The sequence below is a fragment of the Microbacterium aquimaris genome (genome assembly GCF_039531285.1).
Lineage (GTDB): Bacteria > Actinomycetota > Actinomycetes > Actinomycetales > Microbacteriaceae > Microbacterium > Microbacterium aquimaris.
This window is the reverse complement of sequence record NZ_BAAAPT010000001.1, coordinates 1,221,148-1,237,149: the sequence shown is the minus strand read 5'-3', so window position 1 is coordinate 1,237,149 and position 16,002 is coordinate 1,221,148. Positions and strand designations below refer to the sequence as shown.

Annotated in this window: 13 protein-coding genes; 7 read left to right on the top strand and 6 right to left on the bottom strand. The window is 69.2% G+C overall.

Annotated elements, in window-relative coordinates:
- Positions 1-49: 49 nt before the first annotated feature.
- Together ABD204_RS05765 and ABD204_RS05760 are read left to right on the top strand one after the other, a co-directional pair.
- Positions 50-511 carry a MarR family winged helix-turn-helix transcriptional regulator gene (locus ABD204_RS05765; RefSeq protein ID WP_194423704.1) on the top strand — a complete coding sequence of 154 codons (462 nt, stop codon included), beginning with the start codon at positions 50-52 and terminating at the stop codon, positions 509-511.
- 2 nt (positions 512-513) lie between these two features.
- On the top strand, positions 514-2,025 hold the full coding sequence (locus tag ABD204_RS05760) for an MFS transporter (RefSeq protein WP_194424249.1): 1,512 nt from the start codon (positions 514-516) through the stop codon (positions 2,023-2,025).
- Here the strand turns inward: ABD204_RS05760 and ABD204_RS05755 are convergent.
- On the bottom strand, positions 1,964-3,409 hold the full coding sequence (locus ABD204_RS05755; protein WP_194423703.1) for an MFS transporter: 1,446 nt from the start codon (positions 3,407-3,409) through the stop codon (positions 1,964-1,966). The two genes, ABD204_RS05760 and ABD204_RS05755, sit on opposite strands and share 62 nt — an antisense overlap.
- Positions 3,410-3,493: 84 nt before the next feature.
- A complete protein-coding gene (locus tag ABD204_RS05750) occupies positions 3,494-4,531 on the bottom strand; it encodes a LacI family DNA-binding transcriptional regulator (RefSeq protein WP_194423702.1) in 1,038 nt (345 codons plus the stop codon).
- 266 nt (positions 4,532-4,797) lie between these two features.
- On the opposite strand from ABD204_RS05750, the gene ABD204_RS05745 reads away from it, so the two are divergent.
- The 4 genes from ABD204_RS05745 to ABD204_RS05730 all read left to right on the top strand — a co-directional run bounded on the left by ABD204_RS05745 (position 4,798) and on the right by ABD204_RS05730 (position 10,045).
- Positions 4,798-5,181 carry an L-rhamnose mutarotase gene (locus tag ABD204_RS05745; protein WP_194423701.1) on the top strand — a complete coding sequence of 128 codons (384 nt, stop codon included), beginning with the start codon at positions 4,798-4,800 and terminating at the stop codon, positions 5,179-5,181.
- Positions 5,178-6,344, top strand: a complete 1,167-nt coding sequence (gene rhaI, locus ABD204_RS05740) for an L-rhamnose isomerase (protein ID WP_194423700.1) — start codon at positions 5,178-5,180, stop codon at positions 6,342-6,344. The genes ABD204_RS05745 and rhaI overlap by 4 nt, the downstream gene beginning before the upstream one ends.
- Before the next feature lie 118 nt (positions 6,345-6,462).
- Positions 6,463-8,499, top strand: a complete 2,037-nt coding sequence (locus tag ABD204_RS05735) for a bifunctional aldolase/short-chain dehydrogenase (RefSeq protein ID WP_194423699.1) — start codon at positions 6,463-6,465, stop codon at positions 8,497-8,499.
- Positions 8,500-8,668: 169 nt separating this feature from the next.
- Entirely contained in the window at positions 8,669-10,045 is a 1,377-nt protein-coding gene (locus tag ABD204_RS05730; protein ID WP_206697305.1) for a rhamnulokinase, read from the top strand.
- 104 nt (positions 10,046-10,149) lie between these two features.
- Here ABD204_RS05730 and ABD204_RS05725 read toward each other — a convergent pair whose 3' ends face one another.
- From ABD204_RS05725 to ABD204_RS05710, 4 genes are all read right to left on the bottom strand, one after another.
- On the bottom strand, positions 10,150-10,518 hold the full coding sequence (locus ABD204_RS05725) for a hypothetical protein (protein WP_194423697.1): 369 nt from the start codon (positions 10,516-10,518) through the stop codon (positions 10,150-10,152).
- Positions 10,519-10,696: 178 nt separating this feature from the next.
- Positions 10,697-11,542 carry a transglutaminase family protein gene (locus tag ABD204_RS05720; RefSeq protein ID WP_194423696.1) on the bottom strand — a complete coding sequence of 282 codons (846 nt, stop codon included), beginning with the start codon at positions 11,540-11,542 and terminating at the stop codon, positions 10,697-10,699.
- A 46-nt stretch (positions 11,543-11,588) separates the two neighbouring features.
- On the bottom strand, positions 11,589-12,521 hold the full coding sequence (locus ABD204_RS05715) for an alpha-E domain-containing protein (RefSeq protein WP_194423695.1): 933 nt from the start codon (positions 12,519-12,521) through the stop codon (positions 11,589-11,591).
- Between the two features lie 64 nt (positions 12,522-12,585).
- On the bottom strand, positions 12,586-14,265 hold the full coding sequence (locus ABD204_RS05710) for a circularly permuted type 2 ATP-grasp protein (protein WP_194423694.1): 1,680 nt from the start codon (positions 14,263-14,265) through the stop codon (positions 12,586-12,588).
- Positions 14,266-14,439: 174 nt separating this feature from the next.
- On the opposite strand from ABD204_RS05710, the gene ABD204_RS05705 reads away from it, so the two are divergent.
- Positions 14,440-15,990, top strand: a complete 1,551-nt coding sequence (locus ABD204_RS05705) for a molybdopterin-dependent oxidoreductase (RefSeq protein WP_194423693.1) — start codon at positions 14,440-14,442, stop codon at positions 15,988-15,990.
- Positions 15,991-16,002 lie beyond the last annotated feature (12 nt).

Below are 16,002 nucleotides of genomic sequence, written 5' to 3'. Positions count from 1 at the left end.
CACGCAGACATTTACTTAGCAGAACTAATGAGCTACGCTAAGGGATCGCATGAGCTCCTCAGATTCCCCCACCGACGTCCCCGCGGAAGAGCTCGAACGCGACATCTCCGCCGCCGACTTCCGCATGGCCACCTTCCGACTCGCCCGACGCCTGCGCGCCGAGCGTGCGATCGACAGCATGAGCGACGGCCAATTCGCCGTCCTGGCGGCCCTGAAGGTCTTCGGCCCCCACACGCTCGGCGAGCTCGCCGAGCGTGAGCGGGTCACGGCCCCGTCGATGAACCGCACCGTCAACTGCCTCGAGGAACTCGGCTTCCTCAGCCGCACCGCGGACGAATCGGACCGCCGGAAGGTCAACATCGCCCTGACCGACGAGGGTCTCGCCGTCGTCGAGGAGACCGTCCGACGCCGCGACGCGTGGCTCGACGAAGGCCTCGCCGCGCTGACGGCCGACCAGCGCCGCACCCTCGCGGCCGCATCCGAGATCATGAAGGAGTTGGCCACCCGATGAGCATGTTCCGTTCCTTCTCGGTCTACAACTACCGCGTGTGGTTCATCGGCGCCCTGGTGTCGAACATCGGTCAGTGGATGCAGGCGACCGCCCTCAGCTGGGTCGTGCTGACCGTACTCACCGACAACGACGCCGGGGCGATGGGGATCACCATGGCGCTGCAGTTCGGGCCGCCACTGCTGCTGGTCGGGGTGACCGGATGGGTCGCCGACCGCTTCGACCGCCGCCACCTTCTGATGCTGACGCAGTCCGCCCTGATGCTGCTCGGCGCCACGATCGGCCTGTTGATCCTGCTCGGCGCGATGTCCCTGCCGCTCATGTACGGATTCGCCGTGGCGCTGGGCGTCATCGCCGCGTTCGACAACCCGGCCCGGCAGGCGTTCGTGTCCGACCTGGTCGCCAGGGAGAACGCGTCCAACGCGATCGCGCTGAACGCCGCTTCCTTCAACTCCGCCCGCATGATCGGCCCCGCCGTCGCCGGCGTGGTGATCGTCGCGGTCGGCACCGGCTGGGTCTTCGTGTTCAACGCGCTCACCTTCGTCGGGATGATCGCCGCGCTCGCGATCATCCGCCCCGCCGAGCTCGTGCCCCGCGCGAAGGCACAGGGAGCCGCACGCCTGGCCGACGGCTTCCGTTATGTGGCCCGACGCAGCGACCTCATCGTCACGTTCGTGATCGTCTTCCTCATCGGGGCGTTCGGGATGAACTTCCCCATCTACGCCTCGACCATGGCGATCGAATTCGGACGGGAGGCCGACGGATTCGGTTTCCTCAGCTCGATCCTCGCCGTCGGCTCGCTGACCGGCGCGTTGCTCGCCGCCCGGCGCGACCGCGCCCGGTTCCGGGTGATCCTCTTCGGGGTCGGACTGTTCGCGGTCTCCGCGGCGGCCGGCGCCTACATGCCCGCGTATTGGGCGTATGCGATCACCCTCATGTTCCTGGGGTTCGCGATGGTGACCATGCTCACCACCGCCAACGGCTACGTGCAGACCACCACCGAGCCCGCCCTCCGAGGACGCGTCCTCGCGCTGTACATGGCGGTCCTGATGGGTGGGATGCCCTTTGGAGCCCCGATCGTCGGGGCCGTGGTCGACACGTTCGGCCCCCGTGTCGGCATCCTGGTCGGTGCCGGAGCGGGCGTCGTGGCGTTCGCGATCGGCGCGACGTGGCTGTTGTCGTCGGGGCGCGTGCACCGGCACGAGCGGCGCCGCTTCCGGCTGACCATCGATGAGACCCTCCCGGTCACCGTCGTGCGCGCCACACCGGAGGAGTTCAGCGATCAGATCGCGCAGACCACGCCGATCCCGGTCGCCCCGGACTCCCGCCGAACCGGCCGCTCCGGCGCCGCCGAGCAGGACGCCGCCGATCGGGCGGCGCGTCGCGCCACGACGCCGCTGCGGGAACCGAGACGCGCCACCCCGCCGTCGCGGGATCCGCGGAGCGGTCGTCCGGTCAAGCGACCGGAACAGCCGCCGCGTCGTCCCGCGCGTCCGGGCTCGCCCCGGCCGGAGTGACCAATCGCCGCAGGAGGATCGTCACCACGCCGGCGACGGCGCATCCGGCGGCGATGATCGACAGCGTGCCGAACAGCCCGATCTCGGCCTGCAGTTGAGGGAAGAAGAAGGTCCCCACCGCCGCGCCGGCTTTTCCTGCGGCCGCCGCGAACCCGGCGCCCGCCCCGCGCACCTCGGCCGGGAAGACCGCCGTGGGCATCGCGAAGGTCGTCGAGTTCGGCCCGGCGTTCATGAACAGGTTGAAGGCGGCGAACGCGAGGAAGATGATCGCGAGTTGGATGGGCGACTGCTGCATCAGCTCGGTCGCGCCGAGCACGACCAGGGCGCCCGCCATCACGAAGAAGCCCACCGACTGCATGACCACCAGGCCGAGCTTGCGCACCAGGATGATCGCCGCGGCGAACCCGATGATGAGGAAGATGTCCAACACCGCGGCACCCTCGGTGGCGACGATGTCATCCGCGATGTACTGCGTGTTCGCGGTGGAACTGAGCGCCAGGGCGGCGAGGATGGTCGGTGTGAAGACGCCGACGCCGTAGGTGGCGATGTCCATGAGGAACCAGGGCACACCGGTGAGCACGGTCGCCCGCCGGTAGCGCTTCGAGAACAGCGTGGCCCGATTCGCGGTGGGCAGCTTGCCCGTCGAGGGGACCAGCACCGCGTGACCCTCGGACGGGGAGGTGTCGTGGATCTCGGACACCTTGACCGCGCGACCGGCGAACTTCGACAGCGCATCGGCGGCCTCGAGGTACTTGGCCTGCGACGCGAGCCAGATGGGACTCTCGGGCACTCCCCGCCGCATGATCACGATGATGAGGGCCGGAACCACACCGACCGCGAGCATCCACCGCCATGCCTCGGGATGCGGATCGAGCATCAGAACGGCCAACCCGACGAGGGCGCCGAGCAACTGACCGATCGCCTGAAAGCTGAACGCCCCGATGAGCAGGCGCGGGCGGAGCCGGTTCGGGGAGATCTCGGCGACGTAGCTCGCGGCGATCGGGTAGTCGGCGCCGATGCCGATCCCGAGCAGGAACCGGAAGGCGATGAGCCACCAGATGTCGGGAGCGAACGCCGACGCGAGCGCGAACACGACGAACATGCCGAGGTCGATCCGGAAGGCGAGCTTGCGGCCGATCCGGTCGGACAGCGGACCCATCACGGCGGCGCCGACGATCGCTCCGAGCACGGCCGCACTCGTGAGCAGCCCCGTCTCGAACGGCGTGATCCCCCAGTGCACCGCGATCAACGGCACCGCCACACCGATGATGAAGAAGTCGAAGCCGTCGAGCATGATGCCCATCGCCGACAGCCACCACACCCGCCGGTGCATCGGTCCGAACTTCAGTCCGTCCAGGAATCGGAGGGCGGTTTGATCACGCATGCCCCGCATCCTGCCGATGCGGGATGTCCGCACAGGGATACGGCACCTGAATGCCGCGTGAACGCTGAACGCGATCCGGTCGGATCAGGCCTCGACAGGACCCGCAGACGCCGTGGTCATGTGCACCGCGGAGCTGGCCCGCACCACGAGTTCGGGGCGGAACCGCACGGTGCGCTCCTCCGCAGCGCCGTCGATCTCGCGTAGCAGCAGATCCACGGCGCTGCGGCCGATGGCGGATGCGGGCTGGCGCACGGAACTGAGCGGCACGACCGTGGCCGAGGCGAAGTCGATGTCGTCGTACCCGACGAGCGCGATGTCTTCGGGCACGCGGATGTCGGACATCAGCGCGAAGGCCTGCAGAAGCCCGACGGCGAGGAGGTCGTTGGCGGCGAAGACGGCGTCGGGGCGCTTCTCCGCAGGCATCGCGACGATACGCTCGCCCGCCGCGCGACCTTGGAGAACGGTGAGGGTCGCGACCTCCATCGTCTGCAACACGGCACCCTCGACCTCGTCGACGGCCCGGCGCGCCCCGGCAAGGCGATCACTGACCTGCCGGATCGATGGCGACCCCCCGACGAAGGCCACTCGCCGACGGCCGTTCGCCAGCAGGTGGGCGACCGCGAGATGACCCCCCTCGACGTCGTCGACGGCGACCGAGGCCAGTCCCGAGTCGGGTGCTTCGCGGTCGACGAGGACCACCGGGATCCCCGCTGCGCGGAGACGCTCGAGCTTGGCGGTGTCGTCGCCGGTGGGCGTGATCAACACGCCGTTCACGCGCTGCTCGCGGAACAGCTCCAGGTAGGCGTCCTCACGGGCCGAAGCCTCGTCGGTGTTGCCGAGCAAGACCACCATGCCCGCTTCGGCGGCGCGATCCTCGACCCCGCGGGCGACCTCGGCGAAGAACGGGTTTGCCGCGTCGAGAACGACCAGACCGATGCTGCGGCTGCGGCCGGCGCGCAGCTGGCGGGCGGCGTCATTCCGCACGAAGCCGAGCGATTCGATCGCCGCAGTCACCCGTTGCGCGGTCGCCTCGCTCACCTTGTCGGGTCGGTTGAGCACGTTCGAGACGGTCCCCACGGAGACCCCCGCCGCCGCGGCGACCTCTTTGATGCTGACGCTCATCGCCCCTCGTATCCGCACAGACCGACCACAACCCCCACCGCCGGCGTGAGCACGCCCACTCGTCCCGCTCACGATACCTGCGGCGCACAGCGCCCCGCACGTGCGGCCGCCCCCTGCCCTCCCCGCCACCGCAGCGTGTCCCACTTTCTGTCCGAAAGCGCCCCGAACCCGACCGAATGTGGGACATGATCGCCGGCACTTGCGCGATGCGGCATCCTCGCCTATCGTTGAATCGATTCATAGACCACTCCTGAGGAGTCCACTCGATGACGAGCCACACCCCCGCGCGGTTCTGCTTCGAACTGCAGATCAAGCCGGAGCTGCTCGACGAGTACATCGCACGCCACACCCCCGTGTGGCCCGAGATGCTCGCCGAGATCGCCGCGGCCGGACGGCGCAACTACTCCCTCTTCCTCGCCGAGGGCGGACGCCTCGTCGGCTACTACGAGACCGACGACGACGTCGCCGCCCAGGCCTACCTCGCGCAAAGCGAGGTCGCGGCGCGTTGGGAGGCGGAGATGGGGAAGTTCTTCGTCGATCTCGCCGGCCGGCCGGATCAGGCCGCCACACCCCTGACCGAGATCTTCAACCTGCACGACCAGCTCGCCGCTGCCGGCGACGCTCCGACCGAAGAAGGCACCGCATCATGACGACGCTGACCGACGACATCCTCACCCAGCTCGAAGGCCAGGGGATCGAACTGCCCAGCTGGGCGTTCGGCAACTCCGGCACCCGGTTCCGCGTGTTCGGCACGCCGGGCACCCCGCGCGACCCGTACGAGAAGATCGCCGACGCGGCACAGGTCAACCGCTACACCGCGCTGGCCCCGTCGGTCGCCCTCCACATCCCGTGGGACAAGGTCGACTCCTACGACGACCTGCGCGCACACGCAGAGAACCTCGGCGTGAAGCTCGGCACCGTCAACTCCAACACGTTCCAGGACGAGGACTACAAGTTCGGCGCCCTCACCCACCACGACGACAGCATCCGGCAGAAGGCGATCGACCACCACTTCGAGTGCATCGACATCATGCACGCGACCGGATCGCGTGACCTGAAGATCTGGCTCGCCGAAGGATCGAACTACCCCGGCCAGAACGACATGCGCGCCCGTCAGGACCGCCTGAACGACTCGTTGCAGCAGATCTACGCGCGGCTCGGCGACGAGCAGCGCCTGGTACTGGAGTACAAGTTCTTCGAGCCGTCGTTCTACCACACCGATGTTCCGGACTGGGGGACCTCCTACGCGCAGGTGGCCTCGCTCGGCGAGAAGGCGATGGTCTGCCTCGACACGGGCCACCACGCACCGGGCACGAACATCGAGTTCATCGTGATGCAGCTGCTGCGCCTGGGCAAGCTCGGCTCGTTCGACTTCAACTCGCGCTTCTACGCCGACGACGACCTCATCGTGGGCGCCGCAGACCCCTTCCAGCTGTTCCGCATCCTGTTCGAAGTCATCCGCGGCGGTGGCCTGAACAACCCCGATGTGGCCTTCATGCTCGACCAGTGCCACAACATCGAGGACAAGATCCCCGGCCAGATGCGCTCGGTGCTCAACGTGCAGGAGATGACCGCACGTGCGCTGCTGGTCGACCGCGACGCCCTCGACGCGGCGCAGGCGGCGAACGATGTGCTCGCCGCCAACGCGGTGTTCATGGATGCCTTCTACACCGACGTCCGCCCTGCCCTCGCCGCCTGGCGCGAGTCGCGCGGACTGCCTGCCGACCCGATGGCCGCCTACGCCGCATCGGGGTACCAGCAGAAGATCGCCGGCGAGCGCGTCGGCGGAACCCAGGCCGGCTGGGGCGCCTGACCCGATCCCGGGACACCCCACCCCACTCCGCAGTCACGTTCTGCGGATCCGACAACCCCTTGACCCGCCATTGGTGACTGCGGAAGCGCAGTCAAACGATCCCTACGAAGGAAACGTCATGACGAACCCCGCCGCGGCCGACCTGATCGCCCGTTCCAACAGCCTGGGCTCCGACCCGAAGAACACGAACTACGCCGGGGGGAACACCTCGGCCAAGGGCACCGACATCGACCCGGTGACCGGAGAACCCGTCGAGTTGATGTGGGTGAAGGGCTCCGGCGGCGACCTGGGCACCCTGACGGAGAAGGGCCTCGCCGTACTGCGCCTGGATCGCATGCGATCGCTGGTGAACGTGTACCCCGGCATCGACCGCGAGGACGAGATGGTCGCCGCCTTCGACTACTGCCTGCACGGCAAGGGCGGGGCGGCCCCGTCCATCGACACGGCGATGCACGGCCTCGTCGACGCGGCGCACGTCGACCACCTCCACCCCGACTCCGGCATTGCGATCGCCACCGCCGCAGACGGCGAGAAGCTCACCACCGAGATCTTCGGCGACAAGGTCGTGTGGGTGCCGTGGCGTCGTCCCGGCTTCCAGCTGGGGCTCGACATCGCCGAGATCAAGGCGAAGAACCCCCAGGCCATCGGCTGCATCCTCGGCGGTCACGGCATCACCGCATGGGGAGACACCTCGGAGGAGTCCGAAAAGAACTCCCTGTGGATCATCGACACCGCCGCCGCGTACATCGCCGAGCACGGCTCGGACGCGCCGTTCGGGGCCGAGCGCGCAGGTTTCGGCGCGCTGCCCGAGGCCGAGCGCCGCGCGAAGGCCGCCGCCCTCGCGCCCACCATCCGCGGGATCGCCTCGCACGACAAGCCGATGGTCGGACACTTCACCGACGCCGAGGTCGTGTTGGAGTTCCTCGCATCCGAGAAGGCACCGGCGCTGGCCGAGCTCGGGACGAGCTGCCCCGACCACTTCCTGCGCACCAAGGTCAAGCCGATGATCCTCGACCTGCCCGCGGATGCGTCGGTCGACGACGCGATCGCCCGCCTGCGCGAGCTGCACGAGGCCTACCGGGCCGACTACACCGCGTACTACGACGCTCACGCCGACGAGAACAGCCCCGCGATCCGGGGCGCCGACCCGCTGATCGTGCTCGTCCCCGGTGTCGGGATGTTCTCTTTCGGGGCGAACAAGCAGACCGCACGCGTGGCGGGCGAGTTCTACATCAACGCCATCAACGTCATGCGCGGCGCCGAGGCCCTCTCGACCTACCGTCCGATCTCGGATGCGGAGAAGTTCCGCATCGAGTACTGGGCGCTCGAGGAGGCCAAGCTCCAGCGCATGCCCAAGCCCAAGTCCCACCAGGGGCGGGTCGCCTTCGTCACCGGCGCCGCGTCGGGCATCGGCAAGGCCATCGCCACACGCCTGGCCGCGGAGGGCGCGTGCGTGATCGTCGCCGACCTCGACCTCGAGAAGGCCCAGGCCGCCGCGGCGGAGCTCGGCGGCACCGACGTCGCGATCGGTGTGGCCGCAAACGTCGCCGACGGCGACGCCATCCAGGCGGCCTTCGATGAGGCCGTGCTCGCCTTCGGCGGCGTCGACCTCGTCGTCAACAACGCGGGTCTGTCGCTGTCGAAGCCGCTGCTGGAGACCTCCGAGAAGGACTGGGACCTGCAGCACGATGTCATGGCGAAGGGCTCTTTCCTCGTCTCCAAGGCCGCTGCCCAGATCCTCATCGACCAGAAGCTCGGTGGCGACATCATCTACATCTCGTCGAAGAACTCCGTCTTCGCCGGTCCGAACAACATCGCGTACTCGGCGACAAAGGCCGACCAGGCCCACCAGGTGCGCCTGCTCGCGGTCGAACTCGGCGAGCACGGCATCCGGGTGAACGGCATCAACCCCGACGGTGTCGTGCGCGGTTCGGGCATCTTCGCCTCCGGTTGGGGTGCGAACCGCGCCGCGACCTACGGCGTGGCGGAAGAGGACCTGGGCCAGTTCTACGCGAACCGCACCATCCTCAAGCGCGAGGTCGTGCCGGAGAACGTCGCGGACGCGGTGTTCGTGCTCACCGGCCCCGAGCTCTCCCGTACCACCGGGCTGCACATCCCGGTCGACTCCGGCGTCGCGGCCGCGTTCCTGCGATGACGACCCACCGCATCGCCGAGCCACCCCGTTGCCGCCGAACCGCTCCTGTTCCGGCGGCCGACACGGGGCCGGCTCGGCGGCAACCGGCGGGCTCGGTGGCACGGGGAGGGACGGCGTGACCGGCGGAGCGGTCGCCGCGGTCGACCTCGGCGCCACGAGCGGACGCGTCATGATCGGGCGGGTGGATGCTGCCGCGGGCACCCTCGCTCTCGAGCAGGTCGCGCGCTTCCCCAACGGCGGCGTGCGGCTGGCGTCGGGGCTGCATTGGGACCTCACCGCCTTGCACGCGCACGCGTTGCGCGGCCTCGCCGACGCGGTCCGCACCGAGCCCGACATCGCCAGCGTCGGGATCGATTCGTGGGCCGTCGACTACACGCTGCTGCGCGGCGATCGGATGCTGGGCGAGCCGTTCCACTACCGTGACGAACGCACCGAGCGCGGCGTCGAGGCAGTGCACGCAACGGTTCCCTTCATCGAGCTGTACCGGCGCAACGGCCTGCAGTTCCTGCCCTTCAACACGCTCTACCAGCTGGCGGCCGAAGGGGATGCGTTGGACCTGGCGGATGCGCTCCTGCTCGTCCCGGATGCCCTCGCGTTCCAGCTCACCGGCGCACGGGTCGCCGAGCGGACCAACGCCTCGACCACCGGCCTGGTGAGCGTCGCCGATGGCACGTGGGACACCGGGCTCATGGACACCCTCGGGTATGACCGCACCCTGTTCGGTGAACTCGTCGATCCCGGGGCGCCGCTCGGTGCGCTGCGACCCGCGATGGCACGTGAGGTCGGAGCGGCGCTCGAGGTCGTCGCGGTCGGTTCGCACGACACCGCGTCGGCGGTCGTGGCGGTGCCGATGACCGATCCGTCCACCGCGGCGTACATCTCGTGCGGGACGTGGGGACTGGTCGGGCTCGAGCTCGAGCACGCCGTCACCTCGGATGCCGCACGAGAGGCGAATTTCACGAACGAGGGCGGCGTCGACGGACGCGTGCGCTTCCTCCACAACGTCATGGGCCTGTGGTTGCTGAGCGAGTCCGTGCGCCAGTGGGAGCGCGAGACCGGTCAAGCCATCGATCTGCCGACGCTGCTGGCCGACGCGGGCGAGGTGCCCGCGTCGTCGGTTGCCGTCTTCGATGCGAACGACCCGCGGTTCATGGCGCCAGGCGACCTTCCCGCGCGGATCGCGGAGTGGTACCGCGAGCACGACCTGCCGGTGCCCTCGACCCGCGCGGCGTTCGCGCGCGCGATCGTGGAGAGCCTCGCCGAGGCCTTCGCCGACGCGGTCCGCGACGCTGCGCGCCTGGCCGGACGAGACCTCGAGACCATCCACATCGTGGGCGGCGGATCCCTCAACCGGCTGCTGTGCCAGCGCACCGCCGACCGCGCGGGGCTCCCCGTGCTCGCCGGGCCCGTCGAGGCGACCGCGATCGGCAACGTGCTGGTCCAGGCGCGCGCACAGGGCTGGTTCGGCGCGGATGCGTCCCTCGAACAGCTCCGCACCCTCGTGGCATCGGCGTACGCACCACGTCGTTTCACGCCGCAGCGCTGACACCGCATCCCCCAACGACGACCGGCGCGCTCCGACGAGGAGCGCGGCGGTCGGACTTTCGGGCCGAATAAAGGGACGCGGCCTGACCGTGTCCGGCGGCTCGGTCAGACGACGTGCTTGGCGCGCACCGCGCTTTCGAAGTCGACGACCGAGCCGCCGACCGCGTCCAGCTCTGCGGCGTCCATCAGCAGGGTCAGCCCGGCGGCGGATCGGCTGAACACCGCGGGGGCTCCGTGCGCAGCGACCGCTGCGGCGACGTCGGCGTCCAGCTCGTTGAGGTGGCGCAATTCGAACGGCGCACCGAGTCGCTCGACCATCGCATCCCATTCAGGCTTGCGACGCCACGTGTGGGTGATGTCGCACAGCGAACACTGGGCAGTCCCGAGCATGTGGCCGATGACATATCGCAACTCACCGATCGGCCCGCCGTCGGCCTTGTAGACGCCGACGAATCCGTGCACTGACTGGTTCATATCCCGATCATCACGCGGATTTCGACCGGTCGGGCGGGCCCCGGACCCACCGTCACCACCTCGTCACATGTGCCGGATGTCGGACGATCACGCGATTGTCGGACGATGCGGAGGAGATCCTCCGACATCGAGCGGATTCTCCGACGACCGGCGCGCCGCTCGGGAGCGCCGGAGGCGGTCAGGACTCACGGGTGATGGTCACCTTCACGTGCAGCTGGCTCTTGAACGGGCCGGCGTAGACGCCGCGCAGCGGAGGAACGTCGTTGTAGTCACGGCCGCGGCCGACGAGCACGTGACGGTCGCCGATCTCGATGTTGTTGGTGGGGTCGAAGCCCACCCAATCGTCGGCGTACCACTCCACCCATGCGTGCGACTCCCCCGTGACGGGCTCGCCGACGTCGGCATTCGGACGGGGATGCAGGTATCCCGACACGTACCGCGCCGGGATCCCCACCGACCGCAACGCCCCCAGGGTGATGTGGGCGATGTCCTGGCACACCCCCTTGCGGGCCTCCCAGGCCTCCCCGGCCGTCGACAGCACACTGGTGATGCCGCTCATGTACTCGACCGCGTCGCCGATGGCGACCGCGATCGCGTGGGCCGCCTCGCTCGGGTTCTCGTGCTGTTCGGCGATGCCCTTCGCGAGGGATGCGACCTCCGGATGCGGGGCGGTGCGCCGGGTCTGCGTGAGCTGCTCGACGGTCTCGATCGATCGGCTGGTCGCCCGCTCGAGGTCGCTCCACGTCATCTCGGGGTGCTCGATCGGGCGCTCGCGCACCTCGACCAATGAACGCGCGGTGATCGTCAGCGAGGCGTGCGCGGACAGCACGTCGAACGCCGCGACGCGTGTCCCGAAGTAGTCCACGTATTGGCTCACGGATGTCGACGGGTCGATGTCGAGGGAGGAACTGAGCACGAACTGGCTGTCGGTCGAGCCCGGCAGCATCCGCGCCTCGTTGTACGACGCCGAGACATCACCCGGGTAGGAGAACCCGGTCTCGTGTTCGATGCGGAGTCGCTTCATGACCGCCCCCGTCCGTGTCGCGGTGATCGTTGAGCAAGTCGGATCGTCATGACGTCTCTCCGATCCAGCTGGGCTCGGCGTGGGTCGGGAAGAAGCGTCCGCGGATCGCCTCCGACGCCTCGCGGGTGACCCGTTGCACGCGGTCCATGTGCAACGGGAGCTCGCTGATGATCTCGCCGATCGGGCTGTACTCGAGATCGTTGCGGATGCGCCCCAGTGCGCGGAGCACGGGGTTGGAGTGTCCGACGCGGTCGGCGCGCGGATCAATCGCGCTCATGCACTCCTCCGCCTGCTGGATCGAGAAGATGATCGAGCGGGGGAACAGCCGGTCCAGCAGGAGGAACTCCGCCGCGTTGCTCGCACTCGGCATGCCGCGGTACGTGCGCAGGTACGCCTCGTAGGCGCCACAGGAGCGCAGGATGGTGGTCCACGACGGTCCGGATGCCTCGGTCAGCGACCGCGTCGCGAGCATGCGGGCGGTCATGTCGGTGCGTTCGATGCTGCGCCCGAGAGTGAAGAACTGCCAGGCCTCGTCGCGGCTGGTCGACGAGTCGACGCTTCCCACGGCGAGTGAGGCGCGTTCGCGCACCCACTGGAAGAAGTCATGGGCCTTGTCGGTCTGCAGTCGGCGCGGCATGCGCGAGTTGGTCATGTTGAGGGTCTCCCACAGCTCACTGGAGACGATCTCGCGGGCGCGACGGGCGTTCTCCCGCGCCGCGCTGAGGGAGTAGGCCACCGACGCCGGGTTCATGCGGTCGATCGCGAGACGTTGGAGCACGTCGTCACGGCTGACCGGCGTCTTCGTGTCGGAGGGGAGCGAGCCCATCACGTTCAGAAGCGACCGGCAGGCGGTGTCCTCGTCGATCCACGGGTCTTCGAGCAACAGCTGCAGGTGGACCTCGAGGATGCGGGCCGTGCCGTCGCTGCGCTCGATGTACCGCCCGATCCAGAACAATGATTCGGCAATGCGACTCAGCATGAGTCGTCACCTCCGGTTCCTGAGTAGACGACACCGTCGTCGTATCGAAGGGCGGCAATGCGACTCAGCATGAGGCGTCCCCCTCGTCGTGCGTCTGCTGTTGCTGCTCCGCCTGCTCGGCGCGCGAGCGCGGGCGATCCTGCGGTGCCGTGTCGGGCTCCTCCTGGTCTTCGTAGACGATCGGGATGGACTGGGTGACCGCGGCCTGGTCGGCGACCAGGCCCGCCATCCCGCTCCCCTGCCCGTACTCCACGTGCGCGGGGGCGGATCCGCCGACCACCCACGTGTCTTTCGAGCCACCCCCCTGGCTGGAGTTGACGACGAGCTGACCTTCCGGGAGTGCGACGCGGGTGAGTCCGCCGGGGAGCACCCAGATGTCCTCCCCGTCGTTGACCGCGAAGGGCCGAAGGTCGGCGTGCCGGGGGCGCAGACCGTCTTCGACGAGTGTCGGGATGGTCGAGAGCATGACGACCGGCTGGGCGATCCAGCCGCGCGGGTCGGCCTGCAGGCGCTTGCGCAGTGCGTCGAGCTCGGACGGCGACGCATCGGGTCCGACCACCAGGCCCTTGCCACCGGACCCGTCGACGGGCTTGACCACGAGTTCGTCGAGGCGGTCGAGGACCTCCTCGAGGGCGTCGGGCTCTTCGAGTCGCCAGGTGTCGACGTTCTTGAGGATGGGCTCTTCGGCGAGGTAGTAGCGCACCAGGTCGGGGACGTAGGTGTAGAGCAGCTTGTCGTCGGCCACACCGTTGCCGACGGCGTTGGCGATGGTGACGTTGCCCAGACGCGCGGCGAGCATGACTCCGGGGGCGCCGAGCATCGAATCGGCGCGGAACTGCAGCGGGTCGAGGAAGTCGTCGTCGACGCGCCGGTAGATGACGTCGACGCGCTTGGGCCCGCGGGTGGTCCGCATGAAGACCTTGCCGCCCATGCACAGCAGGTCGCGCCCCTCGACCAACTCGACGCCCATGAGGCGGGCGAGCAGGGTGTGCTCGAAGTAAGCCGAGTTGTACACGCCGGGGGTGAGCACCACGACGTTGGGTTCCTCGACGCCGGGCGGGGCGGAGGCGCGCAGTGCCGCCAGCAGCTTGTTCGGATAGTCACCGACCGGGCGCACCCGCATCGACACGAACAGTTCGGGCAGGGTCTGGGCCATGACGCGACGGTTGGAGATGACGTAGCTGACCCCGGACGGGACCCGCACGTTGTCTTCCAGCACCCGCATCTCGCCGTGTTCGTCGCGGATGAGGTCGATCCCCGACACCTGGATGCGCACGCCGTTGGCCGAGTGGATCCCCGCGGCCTGTCGGTAGAAGTACTGCGAGGAGGCGATCAGCCCGGCCGGCAGCACCCCGTCGCGGACGCAGTGCTGGTGTCCGTAGGCGTCGTCGAGGAACGCTTCGAGAGCGCGAACGCGCTGCTTGATACCCGCCTCGGTCTTGGACCATTCGTCGTAGTCGATGACCCGGGGCACCGCATCCAACGGGAACGGTCGTTCCTCGCCGGCGAAGTCGAAGGTGACCCCCTGAGCGAGGTAGGAGGTGGCGAGCGACTCGGTGCGTCCGCGCAGTTCCTCCTGCGTCATCTGCGCGAGGGCGTTCTGCAGCTCGCGGTAGGCCTCACGCGACTGGGAGGGTGCCCCCGAGGCGGTGACATCACCGAACATCTCGTCGAACGCCGGTGCGCCGGAAGGCGTCCGCCGGGGTGTCTGGGTGGACCCGTACCCGTCGAAGAGATCTCCCATGGGTTCACACTAGCCCGCGCCGTGTTGCCGTGTTGTTTCCCGGACGGGGTTGACGCCGCGCCACCGAAGTCCATATCCGCGCACGCGCGCGCACGGCGGACGCCACCCGATTGTCACGGGTTCGTCACCCGTGACGGCCCGGGTGGGAACCGCGTCCGGACGTACTCTGAAGAGATGAACGACGCCGGCACGCCCCCTCGCATCGGATGGGCGGCCGCAGGCGCCGGTGTAGCCGCCGCGACAGCCGGCGCCGGGGCCGGTGAACTGACGGCGGCCCTCGCGGCGCCCTCGTCGAGCCCGTTCGCTGTGATCGGCGGCGCCCTGATCGACGCTGCCCCCACGTGGGCCAAAGACCTCATGATCGAGTGGTTCGACACCGCCGACAAGATCGCCCTCACGGTGCTCATCGCTCTCGTGCTGGCCGTCGTGGCGGCATGGGCGGGGTGGGCGGAACTGCGGCGACCACCCGCGGGCGCGGTGATCGCGGTGGCGTTCGGTGCGGTCGCCGCCATCACGGCACTCCTGCGCGAGACCGGTGATCCGCTGCCGTTCCTGCCGGGCATCGTCGCCGGCGCCGTCGCCGGCGGAGCCGTGCACTTCTTGGTCGGGATGCTGCGTCCGCGCCCGCCCCGCGCCGACGCCCAGGCCCCTGACCTGCCGAACCGCCGAGCCTTCTTCGCATGGACGGCCGTCGCAGCCGTCGGCGGTGCGCTGGCGGTCGCCGCGGGCAACGCCGCGCGCGCCGGTTCACGCGCGATCACCACGGTGCGCGACGCGTTGGTGCTCCCCTCCCCGACGACGACGGCACCTCCCGTGCCCGCTGGCGCCGAACTCGGCGTCGAGGGCCTCGCGCCGGTGATCACCCCCAACGCCGACTTCTACCGCATCGACACGGCCCTCATCGTCCCGACGATCGACCCGGTGGACTGGTCGTTGCGGATCCACGGCATGGTCGAAGAGGAGATCGTCCTCACGTGGGACGAGCTCTTGGCGCTGCCTCTCACGGAGACGACCGTGACGCTGTCGTGCGTGTCGAACGAGGTGGGTGGATCGCTGATCGGCAACGCACGCTGGCTGGGGTATCCGATCCGCGAGCTGCTGGCCCGGGCCCGCCCGACGTCGGACGCCGACATGGTGCTCTCCCGCTCCTCCGACGGCTTCACGGCGAGCTCACCGTTGGAGGCGCTCACCGACGACCGCGACGCGATCCTGGCGATCGGCATGAACGGCGAGCCATTGCCGCCCGAGCACGGCTTCCCGGTGCGGATGGTGGTGCCCGGCCTGTACGGCTACGTCTCGGCGACGAAGTGGGTCGTCGACCTGGAGGTCACCCGGTTCGACCAGGCGCGTGCCTACTGGACCGACCGCGGCTGGTCGGAGCGCGGACCGATCAAGCTGCAGTCACGCATCGACGTGCCGCGGCGCGGCCGGCAGCTGGCTGCCGGCGACACGATGATCGCCGGCATGGCATGGCAGCCGCACACCGGCGTCGAGGCCGTGGAGGTCCAGATCGACGACGGCGACTGGCAGGCGGCGAGCCTCGCCACCGCCATCTCCGATGACACGTGGGTGCAGTGGAGCCTGCCGTGGACCGCCGAGCCGGGAGATCACACGGTGCGCTGCCGTGCGATCAGCAACGACGGGCAGACCCAGACCTCCGACACGGCACCGCCGGCACCGGACGGGGCCACCGGCTGGCACGAGGTCCAGGTGTCGGTGGCCTAGTCCCACCGCACC

Bases quoted from the DNA above. Each gene is read 5' to 3' on its own strand.
- ABD204_RS05755 (WP_194423703.1), bottom strand. From the start codon at position 3,409: ATGCGTGATCAAACCGCCCTCCGATTCCTGGACGGACTGAAGTTCGGA.
- ABD204_RS05730 (WP_206697305.1), top strand. From the start codon at position 8,669: ATGATCGGGCGGGTGGATGCTGCCGCGGGCACCCTCGCTCTCGAGCAG.
- ABD204_RS05725 (WP_194423697.1), bottom strand. From the start codon at position 10,518: ATGAACCAGTCAGTGCACGGATTCGTCGGCGTCTACAAGGCCGACGGC.
- ABD204_RS05705 (WP_194423693.1), top strand. From the start codon at position 14,440: ATGAACGACGCCGGCACGCCCCCTCGCATCGGATGGGCGGCCGCAGGC.
- ABD204_RS05715 (WP_194423695.1), bottom strand. From the start codon at position 12,521: ATGCTGAGTCGCATTGCCGAATCATTGTTCTGGATCGGGCGGTACATC.
- ABD204_RS05765 (WP_194423704.1), top strand. From the start codon at position 50: ATGAGCTCCTCAGATTCCCCCACCGACGTCCCCGCGGAAGAGCTCGAA.
- ABD204_RS05750 (WP_194423702.1), bottom strand. From the start codon at position 4,531: ATGAGCGTCAGCATCAAAGAGGTCGCCGCGGCGGCGGGGGTCTCCGTG.
- ABD204_RS05745 (WP_194423701.1), top strand. From the start codon at position 4,798: ATGACGAGCCACACCCCCGCGCGGTTCTGCTTCGAACTGCAGATCAAG.
- rhaI (WP_194423700.1), top strand. From the start codon at position 5,178: ATGACGACGCTGACCGACGACATCCTCACCCAGCTCGAAGGCCAGGGG.
- ABD204_RS05735 (WP_194423699.1), top strand. From the start codon at position 6,463: ATGACGAACCCCGCCGCGGCCGACCTGATCGCCCGTTCCAACAGCCTG.
- ABD204_RS05760 (WP_194424249.1), top strand. From the start codon at position 514: ATGTTCCGTTCCTTCTCGGTCTACAACTACCGCGTGTGGTTCATCGGC.
- ABD204_RS05720 (WP_194423696.1), bottom strand. From the start codon at position 11,542: ATGAAGCGACTCCGCATCGAACACGAGACCGGGTTCTCCTACCCGGGT.
- ABD204_RS05710 (WP_194423694.1), bottom strand. From the start codon at position 14,265: ATGGGAGATCTCTTCGACGGGTACGGGTCCACCCAGACACCCCGGCGG.